Source organism: Pseudochrobactrum algeriensis (genome assembly GCF_018436245.1).
Classification (GTDB): Bacteria; Pseudomonadota; Alphaproteobacteria; order Rhizobiales; family Rhizobiaceae; genus Pseudochrobactrum; species Pseudochrobactrum saccharolyticum.
Genome location: NZ_CP075361.1, coordinates 1,397,125 through 1,415,251, shown reverse-complemented (window position 1 = coordinate 1,415,251; position 18,127 = coordinate 1,397,125). Strand labels below are relative to the sequence as shown.

16 protein-coding genes are annotated in these 18,127 nt (G+C 50.8%); 9 read left to right on the top strand and 7 right to left on the bottom strand.

Features of this window, described 5'->3' with window-relative positions; translation table 11 throughout:
* From KHQ09_RS08605 to KHQ09_RS08585, 5 genes are all read right to left on the bottom strand, one after another.
* A complete protein-coding gene (locus tag KHQ09_RS08605) occupies positions 1-1,416 on the bottom strand; it encodes a pyruvate dehydrogenase complex E1 component subunit beta (RefSeq protein WP_213597681.1) in 1,416 nt (471 codons plus the stop codon).
* A 12-nt stretch (positions 1,417-1,428) separates the two neighbouring features.
* Positions 1,429-2,469, bottom strand: coding sequence for a pyruvate dehydrogenase (acetyl-transferring) E1 component subunit alpha (pdhA, locus tag KHQ09_RS08600; RefSeq protein WP_022712371.1), 1,041 nt, complete (start codon positions 2,467-2,469; stop codon positions 1,429-1,431).
* A gap of 131 nt (positions 2,470-2,600) precedes the next feature.
* Positions 2,601-2,930 (bottom strand): FtsB family cell division protein, encoded by a 330-nt coding sequence (locus KHQ09_RS08595; RefSeq protein WP_022712372.1) that lies wholly within the window; start codon positions 2,928-2,930, stop codon positions 2,601-2,603.
* Positions 2,931-3,144: 214 nt separating this feature from the next.
* On the bottom strand, positions 3,145-4,422 hold the full coding sequence (gene eno, locus KHQ09_RS08590; protein ID WP_213597679.1) for a phosphopyruvate hydratase: 1,278 nt from the start codon (positions 4,420-4,422) through the stop codon (positions 3,145-3,147).
* A gap of 296 nt (positions 4,423-4,718) precedes the next feature.
* The gene (locus KHQ09_RS08585; RefSeq protein ID WP_238481596.1) at positions 4,719-6,797 is read right to left on the bottom strand and encodes a L,D-transpeptidase family protein; all 2,079 of its coding nucleotides are present in this window, start codon (positions 6,795-6,797) and stop codon (positions 4,719-4,721) included.
* A gap of 292 nt (positions 6,798-7,089) precedes the next feature.
* Here KHQ09_RS08585 and KHQ09_RS08580 point away from each other — a divergent pair, with 292 nt between their 5' ends.
* A complete protein-coding gene (locus tag KHQ09_RS08580) occupies positions 7,090-8,709 on the top strand; it encodes a fumarate hydratase (RefSeq protein WP_213597677.1) in 1,620 nt (539 codons plus the stop codon).
* 47 nt (positions 8,710-8,756) lie between these two features.
* On the opposite strand, the gene KHQ09_RS08575 is transcribed toward KHQ09_RS08580, so the two are convergent.
* Positions 8,757-9,125, bottom strand: a complete 369-nt coding sequence (locus KHQ09_RS08575) for a gamma-butyrobetaine hydroxylase family protein (RefSeq protein WP_028233980.1) — start codon at positions 9,123-9,125, stop codon at positions 8,757-8,759.
* Between the two features lie 157 nt (positions 9,126-9,282).
* Between KHQ09_RS08575 and moaA the strand changes: the two genes are divergently transcribed.
* The 8 genes from moaA (at position 9,283) to KHQ09_RS08535 (ending at position 16,864) form a co-directional block, all read left to right on the top strand.
* Positions 9,283-10,320, top strand: a complete 1,038-nt coding sequence (moaA, locus tag KHQ09_RS08570) for a GTP 3',8-cyclase MoaA (RefSeq protein WP_338019234.1) — start codon at positions 9,283-9,285, stop codon at positions 10,318-10,320.
* A gap of 258 nt (positions 10,321-10,578) precedes the next feature.
* Positions 10,579-11,511, top strand: coding sequence for a DMT family transporter (locus KHQ09_RS08565; protein ID WP_213597673.1), 933 nt, complete (start codon positions 10,579-10,581; stop codon positions 11,509-11,511).
* Between the two features lie 32 nt (positions 11,512-11,543).
* Positions 11,544-12,245: a molybdenum cofactor guanylyltransferase MobA gene (mobA, locus tag KHQ09_RS08560; protein WP_213597671.1), complete on the top strand. Its 702-nt coding sequence runs from the start codon at positions 11,544-11,546 to the stop codon at positions 12,243-12,245.
* Entirely contained in the window at positions 12,242-12,751 is a 510-nt protein-coding gene (gene mobB / locus KHQ09_RS08555) for a molybdopterin-guanine dinucleotide biosynthesis protein B (protein WP_213597669.1), read from the top strand. Before mobA ends, mobB begins: the two co-directional genes overlap by 4 nt.
* 323 nt (positions 12,752-13,074) lie before the next feature.
* The gene (locus tag KHQ09_RS08550; protein ID WP_022712381.1) at positions 13,075-13,884 is read left to right on the top strand and encodes an ABC transporter substrate-binding protein; all 810 of its coding nucleotides are present in this window, start codon (positions 13,075-13,077) and stop codon (positions 13,882-13,884) included.
* Between the two features lie 488 nt (positions 13,885-14,372).
* On the top strand, positions 14,373-15,197 hold the full coding sequence (locus KHQ09_RS08545; RefSeq protein ID WP_213597667.1) for a transporter substrate-binding domain-containing protein: 825 nt from the start codon (positions 14,373-14,375) through the stop codon (positions 15,195-15,197).
* 102 nt (positions 15,198-15,299) lie between these two features.
* Entirely contained in the window at positions 15,300-16,034 is a 735-nt protein-coding gene (locus KHQ09_RS08540; RefSeq protein ID WP_022712383.1) for an ABC transporter permease, read from the top strand.
* A 14-nt stretch (positions 16,035-16,048) separates the two neighbouring features.
* Positions 16,049-16,864, top strand: a complete 816-nt coding sequence (locus KHQ09_RS08535) for an ABC transporter permease (RefSeq protein ID WP_245257358.1) — start codon at positions 16,049-16,051, stop codon at positions 16,862-16,864.
* 77 nt (positions 16,865-16,941) lie between these two features.
* On the opposite strand, the gene lpxB is transcribed toward KHQ09_RS08535, so the two are convergent.
* Positions 16,942-18,117 carry a lipid-A-disaccharide synthase gene (gene lpxB / locus KHQ09_RS08530; RefSeq protein ID WP_213597665.1) on the bottom strand — a complete coding sequence of 392 codons (1,176 nt, stop codon included), beginning with the start codon at positions 18,115-18,117 and terminating at the stop codon, positions 16,942-16,944.
* Positions 18,118-18,127 lie beyond the last annotated feature (10 nt).

Here is an 18,127-nt window from a genome sequence, read left to right as displayed (position 1 = left end):
TTAACGAGCGTAGGTGACAGCTTTAACAGCCTCAACAACTTCCGCAACCGATGGCAGTGCCAGCTTTTCAAGGTTGGCGGCATATGGCATCGGCACGTCTTTACCGGCAATGGTCATAATCGGCGCATCAAGATAGTCGAAAGCCTGCTGCATCACGCGGGTTGCAATTTCTGTACCCACGGAAGACTGCGGGAAGCCTTCTTCAACAGTCACCAGACGGCCGGTCTTTTTGACCGATTCAATCACAGTCGGCATATCCATCGGACGGATGGTACGCAGATCGATGATTTCAACGTCGATACCCTGCTGAGCCAGCTCTTCAGCGGCCTTGATCGCATAGGTCATGCCGATACCGAAGGACACGATGGTCGCATCTTTACCGACTTTGTGAATGCGGGCCTTGCCGATTGGCAGCACGAAATCTTCAATGTCCGGCACATCAAATGTGTGACCATACATAACTTCGTTTTCAAGGAAGATGATCGGGTTCGGATCACGGATCGCAGCCTTGAGCAGACCTTTAGCATCAGCAGCCGAATAAGGCATGATGACCTTCAGACCCGGAATATGGCTGTACCATGCCGCATAGCACTGGGAGTGCTGTGCACCAACACGGGCAGCCGCACCCGAAGGACCACGGAACACCATAGGCGCGCCCATCTGACCACCGGACATATACAATGTCTTGGCAGCAGAGTTGATGATCTGGTCAATCGCCTGCATGGCGAAGTTGAAGGTCATGAACTCAACAATCGGACGCAGACCGGTATAGGCAGCACCAACAGCGATACCGGCAAAGCCGTGCTCGGTGATTGGTGTATCGACAACGCGCTTGTCACCGAATTCAGCCAGAAGGCCTTTGGTTACCTTATAGGCACCTTCATATTCAGCAACTTCTTCACCCATGACGAATACGTCAGGGTCGCGGCGCATTTCTTCAGCCATTGCGTCACGCAGAGCGTCACGAACGGTGGTCGGCACCATCTTTGTACCAGCCGGAATATCCGGATCATTGGCAACTTCAAGCTTAGGAGCAGCAGGAACCGGAGCCGCAGGTGTTGAAGCACCTGGCTTCTCACCGGCAACAACTGGTGCTTCCGAAGTAACCATGGTCGGCTGTTCAACGGCAGGCGCTGCAGCAGGAGCTGCTGCGCCAATGCTGTCAGCGCTTTCACCGTCAGCCAGCAACACAGCAATCACTGAGTTTACCTTAACGCCTTCAGTACCTTCAGCAATCAGCAGTTTGCCGATAGTGCCTTCGTCAACAGCTTCCACTTCCATGGTTGCTTTATCGGTTTCTATCTCAGCAATGACATCACCGGAAGCGACTTTGTCGCCTTCCTTTTTCAGCCATTTGGAGAGTTTGCCCTCTTCCATTGTCGGGGAGAGCGCTGGCATAAGAATTTCAACAGGCATAGCGCTCGCTCCTTACAGCAGAATATCAGTGTAGAGTTCAGATGCATCCGGCTCCGGATCATTCTGTGCAAAGTCTGCTGAATCAGCAACGATGTCACGAACTTCCTTATCAATCGCCTTCAGATCATCTTCCGAGAACCAGCCATTATCCATCATGCGGTATTTAACCTGCTCGATCGGATCATGCTCGGAGCGCATTTTCTGCACTTCATCCTTGCTGCGGTATTTCGCAGGATCGGACATCGAGTGACCACGGTAACGATAGGTCTGCATTTCGAGAATGATCGGACCCTTGCCGGAACGTGCCCATTCCAGTGCTTCTTCACTGGCGGCGTTCACAGCGCGCACATCCATGCCATCAACCTGAATACCAGGAATATTGAAAGACAGACCGCGACGGGAGAAATCGGTTTCAGCCGAAGCGCGGGTTACAGCCGTACCCATTGCATAACGGTTGTTTTCGATCACAAATACAACCGGCAGCTTCCACAGCGATGCCATGTTGAAGCTTTCGTAAACCTGACCCTGGTTGGCAGCGCCGTCACCGAAATAGGTGATGGAAACGCTGTCATTACCGCGATAGCGGTTTGCAAAAGCCAGACCGGTACCGAGCGACACCTGCGCACCAACAATACCGTGACCGCCGTAGAAATGCTTCTCTTTCGAGAACATATGCATCGAGCCGCCCTTGCCTTTCGACAAGCCGCCGCGACGACCGGTCAGCTCAGCCATCACGCCGCGCGCGCTCATACCGGCTGCAAGCATGTGACCGTGGTCGCGATAGGCAGTGATAACCTGATCGCCTTCCTGCATGGCTTTCTGCATGCCGACAACAACAGCTTCCTGACCAATGTAAAGGTGACAGAAACCGCCGATGAAACCCATACCATAGAGCTGACCGGCTTTTTCTTCGAAGCGACGGATCAGCAGCATCTCACGGTAAGCGTGAAGATCTTCTTCTTTGGTGAACTGGTTAGGCTGGGGTGCCTTGAGAGTGTTAGACAGAGCTGCCTGCGATTTACCCGCAGCAGTTTTTTGTGCCCTAGGTGCCATATTTTGCTCCCTGTTATGGTGGGCGCAGAATAAACCTCATCAGCCAAACTTACAATATGTCTAAACAGCTAATTTTGCACTATTTAAGCTATTGAAAATAATAAGAAAACATCCAATTAGCTGCAATTCAGTTAATTGGTCTTTTTGCCGCGATCGACAATAATTGTAACCTCATCCGCATGAGACAGATTCAATGCGCGGCGCGCCTGCTCATCCAGAATATCCTTGTCAATTGAACCATCACGAAGCTGCAAAACCTGTCGCTCCAAAGACTCTCTCTGCTCGGTCAGATCAGTCAGTTGCTTATTGAGCGAAACGGTTTGCGCCAGCAATTGTTCCTTGGAATAGATACCATAGGCACCATTATAAGCATGAAAACCAAAATAGGACAAAAAAGCCGTAGCCAGAACCGGCACAATCAGGCGGCCTTTAATGCTTTTACGCTTTTGTTTTGTCCACATACTCACACCTCTGGAGCAATACGCATCCGATACGCGGATATCTGCCCGTAAATAAGGACTGGATTTATCGAAACACGATAAATTCCACCCGATATTTATTTAAAGCATATTAGCCTTAACAGAGACTTACAGAACCAAACCAAAAACAGCTTCTTTACAAAAAAGGCCTGCATTTTCATGCAGGCCTTTTCTCAATTTATTTCAAAGCAAGATCTTAGAGGCCTTTGAAAGCTGCGCGACCGGCATAACGTGCCTGCGTGCCGAGCTCTTCTTCAATACGGATCAGCTGATTGTATTTTGCCAACCGGTCTGAACGTGCCAGCGAGCCGGTTTTGATCTGGCCGCAATTGGTGGCAACAGCGAGATCCGCAATGGTGGAATCTTCTGTTTCGCCCGAGCGGTGCGACATCACAGCGGTGTAGCCGTTCTTATGAGCGGTTTCCACGGCATCCATGGTTTCAGACAGCGTGCCGATCTGGTTGACTTTAACCAGAATGGAATTGGCAACGCCCATTTTGATACCATCACGCAATCGTGCGGAATTGGTTACGAACAGATCATCACCAACGAGCTGGGTTTTCTTGCCTGTCAGATCGGTGAGGGTCTTCCAGCCTGCCCAATCATCTTCCGACATACCATCTTCAATGCTGATGATCGGATAGTCAGCGGCGAGCTTGGCCAGATATTCAGCCTGCTGCTGCGGTGTGCGTGTTACGCCTTCACCTTCATAGACGTAGTTACCGCCTTTGAAGAATTCAGTCGCGGCGCAATCCAGACCGATTGCAATTTCTTCACCTGGCTTGAAACCGGCTTTCGCAATCGATTCCATAACGAAATCAAGCGCTGCTTCCGCGCTCAGCAGATTTGGAGCGAAACCGCCCTCGTCACCGACATTGGTGTTGTGACCGGCAGCTTTCAAACGGGATTTCAGTGTGTGGAACACTTCCGCACCGTAACGCACAGCTTCACGGAGCGATGATGCGCCGACCGGCAGAATCATGAATTCCTGAAAATCAATCGGGTTGTCCGCATGAGCGCCGCCATTGATGATGTTCATCATCGGTACAGGCAGGATATGGGCATTGGCACCGCCAACATAGCGATACAGCGGCTGGCCGGAAGCCTGCGCAGCAGCTTTGGCAACAGCCAGCGATACGCCGAGGATAGCATTGGCGCCGAGGCGGCTTTTGTTTGGCGTACCGTCCAGATCAATCATGGTCTGGTCGATTTCGATCTGATATTCCGCTTCATGACCGGCCAGCGCGTCAAAAATCGCACCATTGACGGCTTCAACAGCCTGTTCAACGCCTTTACCTAAGTAACGGGTACCGCCATCACGCAGTTCAACTGCTTCGTGAGCGCCGGTTGATGCACCGCTTGGTACAGCCGCACGGCCAAAAGAACCGTCTTCCAGTGTCACGTCAACTTCAACAGTCGGATTGCCGCGGCTGTCGAGAATTTCACGACCGACAATATCGATGATCGCAGTCATTGGGAGTATCCTTCCATAAAGCATGTCCGGCAAAATGACGAAGCGGTTTTGCGTAAAGACAATGCGTAAAACAAACCGGTAGAGCCAACACCGCGCCGCCCTCATCAGCCGAAACGGTATTACAGAAATTTCGCGCTATTGATAACCAATCAGATTGCCGGACGCAAAGGACTTCGGCCAATCAGATGTTAATTTCCGGATTTTCAAACAATATTAAAGTGAAGAGTTTGCGACAGCGCGCGCAATCACACTATTTCAAACAAAAAAAGAGCGGTTTGACCGCCCTTTTCTCTTGTTTACATTGCCGCAACCCGACTCTGTTCCGTTTTTTGGAAAGCCTTTGCCAGACCTTCATCACGCGCATAAACATCGTCATAATAACGGATTTTACCACTTGCCTCATCCGGCCATGCGGTGAAATAGGTCAGGTAAATCGGCACACCGGACGGCACTTTGATACCGCGCTCATTTTTGCCGAAATATTTGGTCAGATTTTCTTCACCGGTACTCATGACCGCAGAAGCCATGGCACGTGGATCGGCCAGACGGATACAGCCATGGCTGATCGCCCGCATATCCCGCTTGAACGCTGCTTTTGACGGCGTGTCATGCAGATAGATATCGTGGCTGTTCGGGAACAGAATCTTCAACTCGCCCAGCGCATTGCTCGGCCCCGGCTTCTGGCGCACGCCGACATGCGCTTTACCTTGCGCAACCGCAGACCAGTTGACCGAGGATGAAGCCACGCGCTTGCCACCGGCAATCACTTCATAATTATTGCGATCAAGATAGCCGGAATCAGCCAGAATACGCGGCATCATTTCATTCATTACAATAGAACGCGGCACGCCCCATGACGGGTTAAATACCACGGTGCTGATTGTGTCATAGAAGAAATGCGTCTGGTTGCGCGGTGAACCGATCACCACATCCATTGCCAGCTGCTCTTTGCCCTGATCGAAATATTGTGCACGATAGGCAGGTTGATTGACGAAGACATAGCGCTGACCGAAGTCACGCGGCAGCCAGCGCAGGCGTTCCATCGCATAGAGAATACGCTCGCGTTTGACCGAAGATGTTTCGCCCTGCAAGCCTGCGATGGTCGCGCGACCAATCACACCATCCGGCACCTTGCCCATCAGCTTCTGATAGTCTTTAACCGCAGCCACCAGTTCAGGATCATAAAGTGTCCCGTCTTTATGACGGTCAAACATCTCCTGATAGCTATTCAGATAACCGGCTGGTGCTTTTTGTACGATCAGCGCCAGAATTTTAGGCAGTTCCGCATTGTCCTGACCTGGTTTAATCAGCGTATCCGCGGCAATACGCACAGTGTTTTTTGTTTCCGGCTTCATCGAAGCCAGCTGCGCTTTCAGCTTCTGATAATAGCTGTTTTGCGGATTGAAACTGCTAAGCACTTCTACCGGATCAGATGCATCTTCCAGAGTTTTCAGCACCAGTTCCGGCTTTATGCGATTGCGCGGCAGATCATGGAAGCCGCTCAGACGATTGGCAATCACCCGTCCCTCACCGGCATCCAGCGCATAGCGCAATGCCCGTGCGGTCAGGTTGATTTCAAATGCCGCCATTTCACGGATGCGCTGATCTTTTTGCGCAGCGTCAAAGGTCAGATCAGGCACTTTCACCGCATATTCAGCAGGAACCAGCCCCTCTTCTTCTGCCCGTTCAAACAGCGCCAGCACATCTTCAGCACGGGAAGAAACATTCAGACCATCAGACCACAGAAGTGCCTGCTCGGTTGCATAGAAGGATACAATAGCCTCGGCAACAGACTGCTCAGCCTTAACATCCGTGGTTTTCATTGCATCCAGAACTGCAGTCACCAGCGCTGTGCCTGATTGCGCCGTGGTCTTTTTGGCAACCGGATTAATCAAGCCGTCGGCACGCTGCGGCAGAGTACTGATAAAACCCACAGCTTCAGCATAAAGTGCGGACGGCAGCAAGCCACCCTCATCCTCAGAAATGGCTGCGGTCAGTTGCATATCAACCGCGGTGAAATCCACTTTCACCAGCTTTTCTGGCTTGTAATCGTAAATCTGCGGGCCTTTAACCGAAACAGCTTTAACAGGCGCAGTTACGCTTTTGGCAGGCTGCGCGGCACCGGCAGGCTTGGCAGTGCGCGCTGCGCCTGTGGCTTGCGGCACCTGCTGAACAGGCTGCTGTATTTGCTGGCGCTGCATTTCACGCGCCTCGCGCTTCTCACGGAACAAATCCATCAGATTGCTGGCTGCATTGGCTGACTGCACCGGAGCCAGCACAGAAATACCGGTAACAGCGGTGATAGCCGTTGTAAAAAATGCATTGCGCATGGAAGAACTTACGATCAGGGGAAAGGATTTCAGCGAAAGTGTCATATCTGTCCGTCAGTTCTCGAGCAAAACAAGCTATGCAGGCAGTGAACGGCGAAATGATCCGGCACCGCAATGATTCATTCCCAATAGTGTGTGCCATTGTGATTTAGAAACTTTTAACAATAAATATAATTTTAGCGGCCAAAGCCCCTTCTCCCGTCAAAACTTAGAAAAAGATCAATCTGCCGCAGTGGCAATAGCGGCCACAAGCGTTAAAAGCCCGTCATCTGATAACTTACGTCTGACCGGCTGTCTGCTGAAACCTCAGCGGCAAAACCGGCGAACAAGGTGATATATGGCTGAGCAAGTAAATACCGGAATGTTTCCGCTTGGTGAGGACACAACCCCCTATCGCAAACTGACATCTGATTATGTCTCGGTCGATACATTTAAAGGTCAGGAAATCCTGACTGTTGAACAGGAAGGCCTGCGTCTGCTGGCTGAAGCTGCTTTTGCCGACATCAACCATCTGCTGCGTCCGGGTCATCTGCAGCAGCTCAGCAATATTATGGAAGATCCGGAAGCAACCGATAATGACCGTTTTGTTGCCTATGATCTTTTGAAAAACGCGAATATTGCCGCTGGCGGCGTGCTGCCTATGTGTCAGGATACCGGCACCGCGATCATTATGGGTAAAAAAGGCCGTCGTGTCTGGACTGAAGGCGGCGATGAAAGCGCGCTGGGTTCCGGTGTGATGGATGCCTATTTCAAAAAGAACCTGCGCTATTCCCAGCTGGCACCGCTGGAAATGTTCAAAGAGCAGAACACCAAAAACAACCTGCCTGCACAGATCGACATTTATCAGGAAGGCGAAGATGCCTATAAATTCCTGTTTGTCGCCAAAGGCGGCGGCTCAGCCAATAAGACATTCCTGTTTCAGGGCACACCATCCCTGCTGACCCATGACCGCATGATCGAGTTTCTCAAAGAGAAAATCCTGACACTCGGCACATCGGCCTGCCCGCCATACCATCTGGCGATTGTCATCGGCGGCACATCGGCGGAACAGAATCTCAAGACTGTTAAGCTCGCCTCCACCCGTTATCTCGACAGCCTGCCGACCAAAGGCTCAGAAGACGGCCATGCCTTCCGCGATCTGGAGATGGAAAAGGAAATCCATAAGCTCACCCAGTCTCTCGGTGTGGGTGCACAGTTCGGCGGCAAATACTTCTGCCATGATGTCCGCGTTATTCGCCTGCCGCGCCACGGCGCGTCGCTGCCGATTGGTCTGGGCGTTTCCTGCTCGGCTGACCGTCAGGCAAAAGGCAAGATCACCAAAGACGGTATTTTCCTTGAGCAGCTGGAAACCAATCCGGCGAAATATATGCCTGACATTGATGAAGCCAAGCTCTCCGACAGCGTGGTGAAGATTGATCTCAACCAGCCGATGGAAGAGATTCTCAAGACCCTGTCGCAGCATCCGGTGAAAACCCGCCTGTCGCTGACCGGCTCCATCATTGTGGCACGCGATCTGGCGCATGCGAAAATCCGCGAGCGTCTGGAAAACGGCGACAGCATGCCGGATTATTTCAAAAATCATCCGATCTATTATGCAGGCCCTGCCAAGACCCCGACCGGTTACGCTTCAGGATCTTTCGGCCCGACAACTGCTGGCCGCATGGATTCCTATGTGGATCAGTTCCAGTCTTTCGGCGGCTCCATGGTCATGCTGGCTAAAGGCAACCGCTCCCGTCAGGTACGCGATGCTTGCGGCAAGCATGGCGGTTTCTACCTCGGCTCCATCGGCGGCCCTGCCGCACGTCTGGCTCAGGACTGCATCAAGAAAGTTGAAGTGGTCGAATATCCGGAACTCGGTATGGAAGCCATCTGGCGCATTGAAGTTGAAGATTTCCCTGCCTTCATCGTCATCGACGACAAGGGCAATGACTTCTTCAAGGAGCTGAACCTGTCATAAGGTCAAATAAAAAGCCGGAGGAAACTCCGGCTTTCTTTTTAGTGTAATTAGTGAAACTTCGGTTCGCGGCTGAGATTTTTCTCTTTCAGCTCATCAAGATAGCCTTGCCAGCGGGTTTCATATTCCTCACCAAGCTGATGCAGATAAATCCATGTGAACAGGCCGGTATCATGCATATCATCGAAAGTGATGCGCACCGCATAATTGCCGACCGGATCAATCTTCATAATACCAACATTGATCTTACCCGGCACAGTCACGCGCTGCTCGGGCGAATGTCCCTGCACTTCCGCTGACGGCGACAAGACACGCAGCATCTCCGCCGGAAATGAATAATTATGTCCGTTATTGAATGTCACAGACAGGGTTTTGCGGTCTTGAGAAACCCGCAACTCTTCCGGCCAGATATCGCTCATTGAATGATCCACCATATTCACGTCTGCCTTACGTGGTAGTATCAGAAACACTGACGGGCAAGAGCCTGCGTGACATAATGGTACTGGACAGCACCATATGTTGAGCTTATCTCTCTTATATAGAAGCGATGACTGAAGAAGCCGATATACAGGTAATATGGACGTAACAGCACTGAATGCCCAAAAAACAACGCCGGTAGCACCTATGATTGACCCGTTCGGACGGGCAATCACCTATTTGCGCGTTTCTGTAACTGACCGCTGTGATTTCCGCTGCACCTATTGCATGGCCGAACATATGACCTTTCTGCCGAAGAAAGATCTGTTGTCGCTGGAAGAACTCGACCGCCTTTGTTCAACTTTTATTGATAAGGGTGTGCGCAAAATCCGCCTCACCGGTGGTGAGCCGCTGGTGCGCAAAAATATCATGCACCTCATCGGCAGTCTGTCGCGCCATATTGAAGCCGGTGCGCTTGATGAACTGACTTTGACCACCAATGGTTCGCAGCTTTCCCGCTATGCAGAGGAACTTGCCGCCTGCGGTATCAAACGCATCAATGTCTCGCTCGACACGCTGGATGCGGAAAAGTTCAAGACAATTACCCGCTGGGGTGATCTGGCACAGGTTCTGCGCGGGATTGATGCAGCGCAAAAAGCAGGCATTCATATCAAGCTCAATGCTGTGGCTCTCAAAGGCTTCAATGATCACGAAATTCCGGACATACTGCGCTGGGCGCATGGCCGCGGCATGGATATGACACTGATTGAAACCATGCCGATGGGCGAGATTGATCTCGACCGCACAGATCAGTATCTGCCGCTCTCCATGCTGCGTGCTTCACTTGCACGCCAGTTCACCATGACGGATATTCCCTACCAGACCGGCGGGCCTGCCCGTTATGTGCAGATTTCGGAAACCGGCGGTCGCCTCGGCTTTATTACGCCGATGACCCATAATTTCTGCGAAAGCTGCAACCGCGTGCGCATCACCTGCACCGGCACGCTTTATATGTGCCTTGGTCAGGAAGATGCGGCTGATCTGCGTGAACCGTTGCGGGCAAGTGCTGATAATGCGCTGCTGTCTGAAGCAATCGACAATGCAATTTTGCGCAAGCCAAAAGGCCATGACTTCATCATCGACCGGCGGCATAACCGCCCTGCAGTCTCGCGTCATATGAGTGTCACCGGTGGCTAAAGCGTATCAGCGTTAAGTGAACTCATTTAACGCCAGCGACCATGCGATGTCACATGGCCTAATCCGGATCATAAACCGGCATTATCTTGATTTTTATATCATTATTTTGCTGTGCATGACGCAAACGGGTGACCATGTCGCATAAATACTTGTTATAAGTCCGGCATAAAAGCATTTCCGGCAAAAGTGCGTGAGCCTTTTGCGCAGGACAATGCTCTAAATGAAAAGCTCTTCAGCTTTTCCTGCAGGAATATGACCGTGGCACTTTCAGCTAATATCCGCTCCAGTCTTTATATGATGCTCGGTATGGGTGTCTTCGCCATCGGCGATGCTCTGACCAAATATTCCACGCAGACGCTCAATCTCGGGCAATTCATGTTTATGCGCGGATTATTATGCATTCTCCTGCTGGCCTTTATTGCCGCCCGACAAGGTGTGCTCAGCCGCTGGCGCGATGCATTGGACAAAGTCACCATCCTGCGCGGCTTTGGCGAGGTCGGCGCGACGACCTTTTATCTGGTGGGCCTCACACATCTGTCCCTCGCATTTGTCTCATCCGTCTATCAGGCAGTACCGCTGGCGGTAACGCTGGGCGCAGTGCTGTTTCTCGGTGAAAAAGTCGGCTGGCGGCGCTGGTTGTCAATTGGCATCGGTTTTATCGGCGTATTGATTATCATCCGCCCCGGTGGCGACGGCGACGGTACCGGCATGAATGCCTATGCTCTGCTGCTGCTTGTTGGTGTCTGCTTTACAGCCATGCGCGACCTCTCGACCCGCCGCATCAATATGCAGATCCCGACCATTCTGATTTCTGCCATGACTTCGATTATGATTACCATTACCGGTTTCATTATCATGCAGACGGATACCGGCTGGGTTCAGCCGACGACGACAGATATTATCCATGTCAGCATTGCTGCTGTGCTGCTCATCATCGGCTATCACTGCATTATCCTTGCCACCCGCGCCGGTGACATGTCCTTTGCATCGCCGTTTCGCTATACCAGCCTGCTCTGGGCGATTGCGCTGAGCTATATTGTATTCAATCAGATACCGGATCAGAATACGTTGATCGGCTCGGCAATCGTGGTCGCCAGCGGTTGCTATATGCTTTATCGTGAAGCAATTACGGGCTACCGGATGCGCAGGGAGTTGCGCCGGCAAAATGCCGGAAGCAGCATTTCCCCCTGAAATCCGGCTTTTCAGTTAAAGGTGCGTCAGTCATGTCTGTCCCGATCATATCTACCGGCAAACAAGTGCTGACAGGTAAAAATGTTTTGGGGCTTATTCTGGCAGGCGGCAGCAGCCAGCGTCTCGGCGGCGGCGACAAATCCCTGCGCCCGCTTGGAGATCATACTATTCTTCATCAGGTATGCGCGCGCCTGAAGCCGCAAACCGATCAGATCATTCTCAGCGCCAATAGCGATCCTGCCTTTTTCGTAAGTTTCGGCTATCCGGTTATCAATGACGGGAAATGGCTAAACAGCGGCCCGCTGGCCGGTATTCTCGCCGGTTGTCATTATGCAACCCAGCTTGGTTGCAGCCATGTGATGAGTGTGGCTGCGGATACACCGTTCTTCCCACCCGATCTGTTGCACCGCTTTGCGCAGGTTCTGGCTGACGCAGCGTCACCCATGGAAGACACGATTATATTCGCCCGCTCGGATTTTGGTGCGCATCCGACCTTTGCGCTGTGGCCGGCAAATATTGCTGCCTCACTGGAAAACTGGCTCTCGGAAACCAAAAGACGTAGCATTCGCGTTTTCGCGAATAATCACACTGTTGCCTATGCAGATTTCAGCGAAAATGATAAAATCAGTGGTCTTGATCCGTTTTTTAACATCAACACACAAACGGAACTGGCGCTGGCCAGATCAGCCTGGCAATTGCAGGATATGAGCGGCTGGCAGGAGCGTGAATCATGACACAGAAAATCTTCGGCATCACCGGATGGAAAAACTCCGGCAAAACGACACTTGCTGAATGTGTGGTGCGCGAACTGACCAGACGCGGCTATACAATCTCAACAATCAAACATGCCCATCACAGCTTTGACATTGATACAGAGGGGACGGATTCCTATCGCCACCGTCAGGCCGGAGCGGCTGAGGTTGCCATTGTCTCCTTCAATCGCTGGGCATTGATGCATGAATTGCGCGATGCTCAGGAACCTGCGCTTGAGGAAATTGTCAGCCGTATGGCACCCTGCGACCTGATACTGGTTGAGGGTTACAAGAACGATAAACATCCTAAAATTGAAGTCCGGCGTAAAGACAGTCCGACTCAAATCCCCCTCAATGCAGAGCAATATTCGATCGTGGCCATCGCCACTGATGAAGGTTTGAGAGATCAGAGCGTACCGGTTCTGGATCTGAATAATATTGCAGCCGTCAGCGATTTTGTTGAAAACTACTGCGGATTGAAAAACTGAAACCGGAAAACAAGGTTTGAGAACCGGTGAAAATGATGAAATCAAAATATTAATTTATCCAAACAATATACTGATTTAAAATCATAAATTTAAAAATTAAATTCAAACTCACCTATGAACTGCTGAGCAGTAATTTTCACATTTGCTCACATTGTTTTAAAACGCTTTTTTACCCTTGCCTTTCTCGCGAAAATGGTGGGAATATCCAGCGAACAATTATTACGTCAGAATCCGGTAAAAAATAAACCGATTAGAATAAACCGGCTTTGTAGTTCTGACATTATGATTGCAACTTTTGGATGGGTTAAACGGGTGAAAAGTACATGAAAAATTACAAGAAAATTATCGGAACCGCGCTGTCTGCCATGGTCATGACCGGTGCAGTTTCCCTGACTGCCACAGCAGTACAGGCACAGGAACCTTTGAAGCTGACAATTGCAACCGAAGGTGCCTATCCTCCGTTTAACTTCATCAGCGCTTCCGGCGAGCTGTCCGGTTTTGACGTGGATATCGGCCGCGCGCTCTGCGAAGAAATGAAGGCTGAATGCAAGTTCATCACCATTGAATGGGATGGCGCTATTCCGAGCCTGCAGGCCGGTAAATTTGATGCCTTCATCGCTTCCATGTCCATCACCGATGAGCGCAAGAAGCAGGTTGATTTCAGCAACAAATATTACAACACCCCTCCGGGTCTTGCTGCTCCGAAAGATACCGACATCAAAGGCACAACCAAAGAAGATCTGGCCGGTAAAACCATCGGCGTACAGATCTCCACAACCCATGCCAATTACGCAGAAAAAACCTTCACGGACAGCACTATCAAAGCCTATCCGACTGCGGAAGAATATCGTCTTGACCTGGCCAATGGCCGTCTTGACGCCGCAAGCGATGACAGCGTGACCCTGTCCCAGTGGCTGAAAACCGAAGACGGCGCTTGCTGTAAAATGGTTGGCACATGGGCTCCGGTTCTGGAAATTCACGGTCCGGGCGCTGGCGTAGCCTTCAAAAAAGGTAATCCTGAGCTGATCGCTAAATTCAACGATGCGATTAAAGCCATTCGTGCGAACGGCAAATATAAAGAAATCAACGACAAATACTTTGAATTCGACGCTTATGGAGCAGAAACAGACTAATATCGGCGGGTTTAACAGCTGAAACTCTCTTAAAGCTGCATCCTTGTGATGCAGCTTTTTTATGTTTGCTGCCATTGATCCTGATTTAATGCAAAAACCACATCAACCTATGCATAATCATCTGAAAGCCGTCACCTACATGTCGTAAATGCGAGTGTTTTGCGGGTGCGTGACTGATAGAGAAGAAAGAAATTTTTGAAATCCACAATATTAAATTATCACCATAATATGTTGATTTTTAATATTTTATATCAAGAATACCGTCTGATTACCTTCAGATAAGAGTGATTTAAACCATGTCCAGTGCTTTATTTTTCCGTGTGCGGGCAAAACATGATTTTTGATACTTGCCTTTAACGCCGGAATGATGGGAATATCGCCGTTAACAAATTTTTCTTCGCAAAGAAAATGCGCTAAAAAAACGCCAGCGAAGAGAAGAAAAAAACAACAATGCTTCTTACAATGGGACTTATGGGGGTATCAGAAGAATGAATAAAGTTACGGGAGCAAGCCGTCGTTTCAGCAAAGCTCTGCGCGGGCTGGCAACTGCCGGTGTGGTGACAATCACTGCCGTTGCAGCACTGACCGCATCCGCGCATGCTCAGGAGCAGCTTACACTGAAAGTCGGTTCGGAAGGCGCCTATCCTCCCTACAATTTCGTCAAGGCTGACGGCACGGTTGCAGGCTTTGAAATCGACATCGCCAACGCACTTTGCGAAGAATTAAAAGCCAAATGTCAAATCATTGTGCAGGACTGGGATGGTATGATCCCCGCCCTTCAGTCCGGCAAGCTTGATGTTGTGATCTCCTCCATGTCGATCACTCCGGCCCGTAAAGAACAGGTCGATTTCAGCAATAAATATTACAATCCTGCTGCGGCAATCGCCGTACCAAAAGATTCTGATATCAAAGGCACAGCAAAAGAAGACCTCGCAGGCAAAACAGTCGGCGTACAGTCCTCAACTGTTCATGCTGTGTTTTCCGAGCATGAATATACCGACAGCACCATCAACAATTACGGCAGCTCGGATGAAGCGCGTATGGACATGGTTGCCGGTCGTGTTGATGCTGTGAACGACAATATCGTATCACTGATTGACTGGCTCAAGACACCGGAAGGTGCCTGCTGCAAACTGGTTGGACCAGTGAAGGCGAATCTTGAAATTCACGGTCCGGGTGTTGGTGTTGCCATCAAAAAAGGTCGTGAAGAACTGGTTGAGAAATTCAACACAGCTATTCTCGCCATCCGTGACAACGGTAAATACAAAGAAATCAACGACAAATATTTTGATTTCGATATTTACGGCGAATAATTCCGAAGAAACCGGTCAGATCCGTCTGGCCGGTATTTTAATAAACTGATCTTGACGGGTGACAAACCGGATTTGCCACCCGTCCTCACAGGGATAGACTAAATGGAAAAATATGCTGTGTTAATTGGCTTTGGTCCGGACGGATGGGGGCTGAGCATAGCATGGGGGCTGTTGACGACCGTTTTGCTGGCGCTTGCCACTTTGCCAATCGGTTTGTTACTCGGTTTCCTTGTGGCTTTAGGAAAGCAATCGGCTGAGCCATCGCTGCGCCTTGCTTCCAATATTTATACAACGATATTCCGCGGACTGCCTGAACTGCTCACACTGTTTCTGGTGTATTTCGGCGGCTCTCTTGCGGTTCAGAAGGTTTTTGCGCTGATCGGCTTTCAGGGTTCGGTAGAGGTCAATGCCTTTGCCGCCGGTATGATCGCTCTGGGCTTTGTTTTCTCTTCCTATTCCAGTGAAGTGTTCCTGTCCGCGTTTCGTGCCATACCTAAAGGCCAGTATGAAGGCGCTTTCGCCATCGGCCTCACCAATTTTCAGACCATGCGCAAGATTATCTTCCCGCAGCTGATTAAGATTGCTCTGCCGGGTCTCGCCAATCTTTGGATGGTTCTGCTCAAAGATACATCGCTGGTATCAGTTATCAGCCTGACAGATATTCTGCGTCAGACTTCGGTTGCTGCGCGCGTCACCAAAGAACCGTTCCTGTTCTACGGTGTGGCCTGCCTGATCTATCTGGCACTTGCAATTATCTCTTCTTACTTTATCGCCCGCATTGAAAAATGGGCTGAAGGCAGCCGCAAACAGCCGGCAGCAAGCGTGGTGCGTCAATGACAACAATAAGCAATATGCAAACTGATCGCGTTTTCCGCCCTGCTGAGCCGCCTCGTCCGTGGACAGGTGCACGTATCACCGGCCATATACTGGTTGCTATCTGGCTTGCGCTATTCGCCGGTCTTGCAATCTATCTGTATAATTCATGGCAGATTGATCTGGTTGAAACCTATGCGCCGCGTTACTGGAACGGTCTGAAAACGACCCTTATTCTGGTTGCGCTGTCGATTGTGCTTGGCGCTTTGCTGTCATTGCCGGTTGCGCTTGCCCGCATGTCGGACAACCGTATTCTGGGCGGCATCGCCTATGCCTATGTGTATTTCTTCCGTGGTACACCATTGCTGGCGCAGATCTTCCTGATCTATTACGGTCTGGGAACATTCCGCCCGTTTTTGGAAACCATCGGGCTCTGGGGCTTCTTCCGCGAAGCATGGTATTGCGCGGTTCTGGCATTTACACTGAATACAGCCGCCTATCAGGCTGAAATTCTGCGTGGTGCAATCCTCAGCGTGCCGAAAGGCCAGTGGGAAGGTGCGCATGCGCTCGGCCTGTCTAAGTTCCAGACATTCCGTAAGATCATCCTGCCTCAGGCACTGATTGTTGCTCTGCGTCCTTACGGCAATGAAATCATTCTGATGATTAAAGGCTCTGCCATTGTTGCAATCATCACGGTTTATGACCTGATGGGCGAAACCCGCCGCGCCTATTCCCGTACATTTGATTTCCAGACCTATCTGTGGGCGGCAATCATTTATCTGGCGATTGTGGAAGTGCTGCGTAATATCATTGAATGGATTGAGCGCCGGATCACTGTCCATCTTATCCGTTAAACGATTAAACTACAAAAAACAAAAAAGCCTGCCTCTGATCTCAGAGGCAGGCTTTTTAATTGGTCAAACAAAACAAATCAGTTGTTGTTTGATAGAAGCTCCCGCAGCACATCGGCACCCATTTCACCGGCGGGCTTATCCGTATGCATTTTAGCGATAATCCGCTCGAATCCATCAATCTGTGCCTGCCGCACCAAACCGTCTTCAAGCAAACGCTCAATCTGGCGGCACAACATGCCTGCACGGACAAACTCGTTAAAGAACTCAGGAATGACCGGCGTATCATCAATAATATTCGGCAGTGATGCGCTCCAGATGGTTATCAGCCGTGTGATGAATAACCTGCTGAAGAGATCGGCCTTGTAGGTAATCACTGCCGGAATTTTGGTCAGCGCCAGTTCAAGCGACACAGTACCGGAAGCAGCCAGCGCCGCATCGGCCTTGGCAAAGGCATCCCATTTCGCAGCCTCACCGGTGACAATAACCGGCTTAACCGGCCAGTCTTTCGTCAGGTTCTGCACATAGGCTTCATGGCGTTCCGGTGTGGGCAAAATTGCATGCACAGTTCCGTTGCGCTCATTCAGCAATTGCAGCGTTGTGCCAAATTCTTTGAGCAAAGCCTGTATTTCAGACCGGCGGGAACCCGGCAAAAGCAGAATGGTTTTCTCGGCATCTTCTGCCGGTGCTTTGCGGTTTTTCCGCGCTTTAGCCACATCCAGCAATGGCTGATAGCTGCTCAGCCGGTGGCCGACATAAGTTGATTTCGGGCCGGAAAGGCGCTGCATGACCTCTACCTCAAAAGGCAGAACCGTCAGCACATGATCAATATATTTGCGCATTTCCTTGGCGCGCTGCGGACGCCATGCCCAGACAGTCGGGGCAATATATTTGATGATCGGTATCGACGGATCGGCCTGACGCACCTTCTTCGCCACGCGGTGAGTGAAATCCGGACTGTCAATAATCAGCAGGCAATCCGGCTTTTCAGCCACAATCGCTTTGGCTGTCTGGCTGATCCGCATAATCAGTTTCGGCAACCGCGCCAGCACTGCTCCAATACCCATCAGGGCAATCTCGTCAGGATCAAACAGACTCTGCAATCCGCGCTGCTGTAAATGTGTGCCGCCAACGCCCACAAGACTGATCAGGCGATCCGTTTTCGTACGCAGCGCATCCACGAGATCCGCCCCAAGCAGATCTCCGGATTCCTCTCCGGCCACAACAGCAATTTTCAACGGAAGTTTTTCACTCATATTCAAACCG